This window comes from Promicromonospora umidemergens (genome assembly GCF_024171995.1).
In the GTDB taxonomy this organism is placed as follows: Bacteria; Actinomycetota; Actinomycetes; order Actinomycetales; family Cellulomonadaceae; genus Promicromonospora; species Promicromonospora umidemergens.
In genome coordinates this window covers 1-6,550 of the sequence record NZ_JAMTCT010000051.1, presented here as the reverse complement: position 1 = coordinate 6,550, position 6,550 = coordinate 1, and the positions used below count along the sequence as shown (strand labels likewise).

General features: G+C 68.7%; 6 protein-coding genes and 1 pseudogene. 4 read left to right on the top strand and 3 right to left on the bottom strand.

The features are described from left to right. Positions 1 to 357: 357 nt before the first annotated feature. Together APR04_RS30090 and APR04_RS30085 are read right to left on the bottom strand one after the other, a co-directional pair. Positions 358 to 1,127: pseudogene (locus APR04_RS30090) on the bottom strand (transposase family protein); the annotation flags it as partial. Positions 1,128 to 1,162: 35 nt separating this feature from the next. Beyond that, entirely contained in the window at positions 1,163 to 1,597 is a 435-nt protein-coding gene (locus APR04_RS30085; RefSeq protein ID WP_253878291.1) for a DNA methyltransferase, read from the bottom strand. A gap of 237 nt (positions 1,598 to 1,834) precedes the next feature. Between APR04_RS30085 and APR04_RS30080 the strand changes: the two genes are divergently transcribed. The 4 genes from APR04_RS30080 (at position 1,835) to APR04_RS30065 (ending at position 6,315) form a co-directional block, all read left to right on the top strand. Then, positions 1,835 to 4,783 carry an FtsK/SpoIIIE domain-containing protein gene (locus APR04_RS30080; RefSeq protein ID WP_253878289.1) on the top strand — a complete coding sequence of 983 codons (2,949 nt, stop codon included), beginning with the start codon at positions 1,835 to 1,837 and terminating at the stop codon, positions 4,781 to 4,783. Then, positions 4,780 to 5,595 (top strand): hypothetical protein, encoded by an 816-nt coding sequence (locus APR04_RS30075; RefSeq protein ID WP_253878287.1) that lies wholly within the window; start codon positions 4,780 to 4,782, stop codon positions 5,593 to 5,595. The genes APR04_RS30080 and APR04_RS30075 overlap by 4 nt, the downstream gene beginning before the upstream one ends. A gap of 62 nt (positions 5,596 to 5,657) precedes the next feature. Further along, a complete protein-coding gene (locus tag APR04_RS30070) occupies positions 5,658 to 5,918 on the top strand; it encodes a hypothetical protein (RefSeq protein ID WP_253878285.1) in 261 nt (86 codons plus the stop codon). Positions 5,919 to 5,970: 52 nt separating this feature from the next. Beyond that, positions 5,971 to 6,315, top strand: coding sequence for a hypothetical protein (locus APR04_RS30065; protein WP_253878283.1), 345 nt, complete (start codon positions 5,971 to 5,973; stop codon positions 6,313 to 6,315). Here the strand turns inward: APR04_RS30065 and APR04_RS30060 are convergent. Beyond that, a partial coding sequence (locus APR04_RS30060; protein ID WP_253878281.1) for an integrase core domain-containing protein occupies positions 6,270 to 6,550 on the bottom strand: 281 nt, incomplete at its 5' end. The two genes, APR04_RS30065 and APR04_RS30060, sit on opposite strands and share 46 nt — an antisense overlap.

Sequence of the window (6,550 nt, the reverse complement as noted above, 5' to 3'; positions counted from 1 at the left end):
CTTCACCGTGGCCTCCCGACCGGCGACATCACCCAGCCCAGGAGTTCCCCGACGTCGCCGCCGAAGCGCCGACGCGGGTACGCAGTGCAACCCGACCCATACCCGCCAGGCTCGGGGTCGGTGGTCTCGACTTGAGGGGCTTTCAGCCACTGGTTCCTCTCGTATGCCTCTCCGTCTTGCTAGCCGGACCCGCCCCATCTGGCAGTGCTGGGACGTCCCGTCGTTGTCGAGGACTGCTCCGCCACCCGAGCCCATGCCGACCCGGACGACCGTCCTCCAGCTTCCTCAGCCCGCTGCGACGGACCGAGAGCGGTGCCCTTCCATCACCGCAAGGTTCAGCAGCGCTTCGCAGCGCTCGAAGTCGGTGACCCACACACGATTCGGTGCAGAGGCCGTGAAGTCACGACCCAGCAGGTCACCGGCACGTTTCCCGTCCGAACTAGGGACGGTGGTGCGCAGCGTCTTCGCCCGGACGACACCCGCAAGACCCAGGGTCCGCATCGCCCGGTCGACCGCACCACGAGACGTGCCAACCAGACCGTGCCGGCGGCGCAGCAGGGCGAGCCACTTGCGTCGCCCGTACAGCCCCTCCGGAGTCATCTGCTTGCGCCCCGTGGTCTCGTTGAACGTCCACGCCAGATCGCGGATCGTGTCCTCGACCACCGCGTCGGTGATCGTGCGGTCCGCGATACGGGCCGGACGCTTCCAGGCCCGGTAGGTCCTCGCAGCGATCTGCAGGCCCTGCTGACGCAGGACCCTCAGGATCGGCTCGACTGCATAACCCTGGTCCCTCATCTCGTCGATGAACGCGCAGATCAGCGGTTTCGGGGGTCGAGCTCCCCCGCGAAGAAAATCGAGGCCTTCCGCAGGATCTCGTTGTCCTCCCGCAACCGCTTGACCTCGACCTTCAACCGCCGGACCTCGGCAGACTCCTCGCTGGTGACACCGGGCTGGGTCCCGTCATCGACGTCGGCCTGGGCCAGCCAACGCCGCACCGACTCCTTCGAGACACCTTCCTGACGGGCCACCGCAACCACCGCCGCGGTCAGGGTGGGGTACTCCTGCTGGTGCTCGCGCACCAGCCGCACGTACCTCGCACGCAGCTGGGGATCGATCTTCTTCGGCATGCTGTTCATCCTTCCGGACTCAAACAGCAGCGGCATCAAACCCGGGCCGGTTCAATACGCCACGGCATGCCCATGAGGTTCTTCGCAGAGAGACCAGCAGTACGAGTGCGAGGGACCTTGGATGAGTCGGCCTTATGACCGCTTGCGGTGCCGAGCCGCTCTCCGAGCTCTGCCAGGTTCGCCTGGCCGCCATCCCCGCTGGAGTACGAGTCACCGAGGTTAAGCCACAGTGTGCCGTCGTTGGCGAGCACCCGGTGGGCCTGGCGGAACACCTGGGCAAGAGCATCGACGTAGTCATTGGGCAAGGGCTCAGCGCCGAGCTGCCCATCTACGCCGTAGTCCCGCAGGCCGAAGTAGGGCGGCGAACTGACAATGCAGTTGACCGACCCTGGTTCGAATTGCGCCAGGGTTGCCGCCGCGTCCCCGTGGTACAGCGTGACAGCGTCGTCGGTGTAATAAGGCGTCACCATGCTCTGGCCACCGGGCAAATGGGCGCCGGACCGGACAAGGGCGACGGCGTCCGGTCGGCGTGAGCCGTGCGAAGGTTGCCGATGTTCGTCATGCTCGCGAGGTGCCGCGCCGTCCCCGCGACACCTTTACCCAGAGCTCCCGGTGGCTGCCGTGGTCTGGGCTTCCATCGACGGTGTCGGTGGCGTGTGGGAGCCTTGGCCCGGTCGTGTTGGTGTTTTTCTCGGGCGGGGGCCGGTGTGAGTGACCAGGTAGGGGCCGCTTCGGGCGAGGTTGTGGAGTCGCCAGGGACGGTCGAGGAGCGCATGCGGGCGCTGGCCGGTGCCGCACGCCGGCTCGTGGTTGATGCGCGGTCTGTTGCCATGCAGGAGGAATCCGCCGCGGTGGCGAGGTTGTCTGCCGCGAAACGCGCTCAGGCCTCCGTCGCTGTCCTGCCCGTCCAGCAGCAAGCGAACACGCTCGACGCCCAGGACAGGCGCCAATTGGCCGAACAAGCCGCCGTGCTCGCGCCGGGTGCTGCAGGTTGGGAACCCGGCGACGGTCGCTGGCGGCGAGGAAATCTGGCCGCTGGTGCGCGGTGGGCGGGGTTCGTCCGGGTCGGTACTGCCGCGGGTACCGGCGTCCCTGTGGTGTTGCCGCTGCTGGGCACCACCGGGTGGTGTGTCCTGCCGTCGTCAGCGGTCACGGAGGACGACTTCGCCGAGGTCTCCACCGACCAGGTCCTCCCGGATGGGAGGGCCGTCCGCGAGGGCGTAGCGGCACGCGCGACGGACGCTCCTGACGACCTGGCCGGGCGGCTGGGACAGGACCGGTCGGCGTGCCTGACGGTGGTGCAGCAGGCGGTGCTGCGTGTGGTTGCGGCTTCGGAGCCGTTCGGGGTGCAGGTCGAGACGTTCGATCCCCAGGTCACCGGTGTGATGGGAGTCTTAGGTGCGGTCACGTCTCGTTTCGGGCAGGTCGTGTCTAGGCCGGTGCACGACGCCGCGGGCTTGCGTTCGGTGCTGGCGGGGCTGGGTGAGGTGTCATCGATGCGCGCGCATCGCATGGCCCAGGCCGGGCTGAGCAAGTTCGAGCAGCTCCAGGCCAGGTCCCGGTCCTCGGACGCGCACCGGGTGCTGGTGGTGCTGGACTACCCCCGCGGCGTCGACCAGACCGCACAGGCCGACCTGGTCCGCCTGGCGCAGTCTGGGCAGGCACGTGGGATCAGCCTGCTGGTGACGTTCGACCCGACCGCACAGCCTGCCCCGGGCGTGAATCCCGATGACCTGCTTGGTCCGCTGTCCACGGTTGTCGCCGGCGGTGACGAGCTGTGGGCCGAGGCCCTGCCCGGTGTCTCTGTCGTGCCCGACGGTCCGGTCGTGGACACCGAGGCCGTGTGCCGGGACGTGGTGGAGCGGACGAGCAAGGCCGCACTGCCCACGATCGGGTTCACCGAAACTTTGCCCCCGCGCGAGACGTGGTGGGTACCGATCGAGCAGGGTGAGGGTCTGGAAGCGGCGATTGGGTTCACCGACGCCGATCCGGCTGTCGTTCGTCTGCGGTCGGGGAACCCTCCACTGCCACACGTGCTGGTGGCTGGCGCGATCGGGCAGGGCAAGTCCAACCTCCTGCTGGCCCTGATCCACAACCTGGCCGTGCGGTACTCCCCGGACGACCTGGAGATGTACCTGATCGATATGAAGCACGGCGTGGAGTTCGCCCGGCTCGGTCCAGGACCGGGTCGGAAGGCGTTCCTTCCGCACGCGAAGGTGCTGGGGATCCACGCCGACCGCACCTTCGGCGTCGCGGTCCTGCGCCACCTGAACCAGGAGTTGGTCGCGCGCTCGCAGGTCTTCAAGCAGATGGATGTCACTGACATCGCGCAGATCCCGCCCGGCGGCCTTGCGGGCCTGCCCCGTCCGGCGCGGATGCTGGTGGTGCTGGACGAGTTCCAGGTCCTGCTGGACGGCGACGACGACCTGGCGACCGAAGCGGTTGGACTGCTGGAGCGCATCGCCCGGATCGCGCGCAGCTACGGCGTGCACATGGTGTTGTCGACGCAGACGCTGGACGGCACGCCGAAGCTGACGGCCAAGCGGGACTCGATCTTCGGGCAGGTCCCGGTGCGTATCGCGTTGAAGACCACCAGCAACGACTCCCAGGTCGTCCTCGGCGCGGGCAACAGCGCCGCAGCAGGTCTGCAGTTCCGCGGGCAAGCGATCCTGAACGACAACTACGGCGCTACCGGTGACAACCGGCAGATCCAGGTCGCCCACGCCGACCCGGACGTCCTGGCGGACCTGCGGCGCGAGCTGTGGGAACGCGCGGGTGGGGAGCGGGTGTCCGTCCCACGGGTGTTCCACCTGGCCGAACCCGCGAACCTACGGACGACGGTGGGCTCCATCGAGCCCGGGCGTGATGTCACGGGCGCCCCGAACGCGTGGGCGGGTTTGCCGGTTGCTGTGACCGAGCAGCCGGCGACAATCCCGGTCCGGCACGAGCCGGGCGCCGGGGTGTTCATTGTGGGCGACGGGCCAGCTGACGCTCTCGGGGTGATCACCGGTCTCACCCTCTCGACCGTCCTCGCCGCAAGGGGTGCCGCGGCGGAGATTCCGAAGGTGGTGCTCCTGGACGCAACGGCCGCCGACCCGGCCACCACCGTGGGTAAGCGAGCACTGACGGACGTGTTGTTCGCTGCGGGGTGCTCGGTGGAGCACGTGACGTCGCACGAGTCGATCACCGCCCGGATCTTCACTCTGCGTGACCAGATCCGTGACCGGCAGGTCCCCGGTCCGTTGCTGGTGCTCGGGCACGGGCTGCACGCGGTGGCCGGGATGACGCAGAACCCCGAGGGGTTGATGGAGAGCCCGGCCAGTGCCCTGGACGACGTCCTCAAGCACGGCCCGGGTGCTGGGGTGGTGACGTTCGCTTGGTGGAACAGGCTGCACGTGGTCACCGAGCAGCTCGGGTTCAAACGCTCCAGCGTCAGCGCTTACATCTTCCTCAAGCACCCGCAGGACGGCGTCCGGTCTGCGCTGGGGCAGCCGCTGCTGCGCTGGGCCTCCGACCCCGCGCGATGCCTGGTCTGGGACGGCATCGGCGTTGACCCCGTCCTCGCCGTGCCGTTCGCACCGCTGACTGCGTCGGAGGGCGAACAGCTCGCTCTTCAAGTACGCCCCACGACCGGCCGGACGGAGGCGACCCGATGACCACCAATCTCAACCCGTGGGCAACGCCGGACAAGGGCCCTGATGACCGGGCCGGGCGCGAGAACGTGAGCACTCCGCCCGCACACGTGCCTGCCCCCGATCACGGAGCGGTGTGGGAGGACTACCGGCAGTCGGTCACCCAGCTGGCACACGCCCAGGCCACTGCCCTCCAGGAGACCGACACCGCGACGCAGGAGGCGGAGGTCGCTGTTGCGCGGGCGCAGGCCGACGTCGACCAGGCCCGAGTACACCGTGCACGGGTCGAAGAGCGGGTAGGGCCGTTCGAGGCAGAGATCGCGCAGATCCTGGCCGATGCGGGGGTCTCACCCGACGGCGCCGGCTCCGGCAGCGCCGAGCTGCCTGTGGAGACCACCCAGCAGGCGCTCACCGCGATGGACGGCCTGACCGAACAGCTCCACCAAGCACACCGCGAGCTCGCCCAGGCCCGGCGACGCCGGGCTGCCAGCACAGCCCGATGGATCTCCATCGGTGTGGTGCTCGCCGCCGTCGCGATCACCGCGGGCGTACTCGGGCTGCTCGGCGCTGCCGGGTACGTGCAAGCAGCGGGTGCGGTGATTGCGTTCTGCGTGGCGTGGCCGGCACGGACACGTGGCTGGACAGCTGCCGCGATCAGCGGCGGCATCGCGGCCGGTGTCCTGGTCGCGGTCGTTGCCCTGACCGGGCCGGTGATCTCGGCGATCCTCCTGCTTCTGGGAGCCGTAGTCGCGGTGATCCTGGCGGCCAGGGCGGGCATGATCCGCGCCGCCCGCGTGAAGCCGCCCACTGGTCCGTCCGGGTTAGGTCCCGCGTGACCAGGCTCGATGCAGTGAGTTCCAGTCTGGCCCGTACCGGGCCGCAACAAGGGGGTATGTGAATGTCCAAGGTCGAGGACCTGAAGACCGCTGTATCGGTGGTAGCGAGCAATGCGCAGAACACGGCCAACAGTCTGAGCGGTTACAAGGCGAAGCTTTCCGACCAGATAGGGGAGATCCAGGAGCTCATCGGCGGCACCGCCACGCAGACCGACCGCGAAGTCATCGCGTCGCTGTCCGCCGCGGTGCGGTCTGCCGAAGAGACCGTCAACTCTCTCCTGGACGCAGCTCGCAAGGCCAGCGCGTACACCAACCAGATCTGACCGTCCACCGCCGTCGTGCCGCGCGGGAACAAGGGGGTGAGCACCTGTGGCGATGTCCAGGCTGCAACGCATCGCCGCGGACCTGCTCGAGTTCTACGAGCAGACCGACAAGGACCTGCAGCTGATCGCCGAGCTGGCGCAGGCCACGCAGGGCGACGCGAACCTGCTCGGGTCCGTCTCGGCCTACGAGGCCGCGGTCAAGGCGGAGCTGCTCGAAGAACGCGGGCAGGTGATCGAGTCCTCCGTCGAGCATCTGACTGCGCTCCTGCAAGGCGCTGTCACCAGCCTGACCACCACCTACGACCACGTCAGGGGGCCTTCGCCCCGAGAAGTGGACACGTCTTCGTGTGGTCAGGCGGCCAGCCGTAGCGTAGCCGGGTCGGTTTCGTGTTCGTAGTCGATGGGGCTCTGGTTCCCGAGCCGGGAATGCGGTCGGCGCAGGTTGTAGCGCGTGATCCAGCGGAACACTGCGAGGCGGCAGGCGCGGGCATCGTCGAACGCGGGTGCGCCGGCCAGGGTCTCGCGTTTCAGCGTGGCGTTGAACGACTCGGCCAGGGCGTTGTCGGCGCTGGTGCCGACCGCGCCCATGGACTGAGTCACCTGCAGCCGGCCGCACAGCTGCGCGTAGTCCT

What these genes read in the sequence shown, in the direction of transcription:
- APR04_RS30085 (WP_253878291.1), bottom strand. Translation starts at nt 1,597, where the DNA reads ATGGTGACGCCTTATTACACCGACGACGCTGTCACGCTGTACCACGGG.
- APR04_RS30075 (WP_253878287.1), top strand. Translation starts at nt 4,780, where the DNA reads ATGACCACCAATCTCAACCCGTGGGCAACGCCGGACAAGGGCCCTGAT.
- APR04_RS30070 (WP_253878285.1), top strand. Translation starts at nt 5,658, where the DNA reads ATGTCCAAGGTCGAGGACCTGAAGACCGCTGTATCGGTGGTAGCGAGC.
- APR04_RS30065 (WP_253878283.1), top strand. Translation starts at nt 5,971, where the DNA reads ATGTCCAGGCTGCAACGCATCGCCGCGGACCTGCTCGAGTTCTACGAG.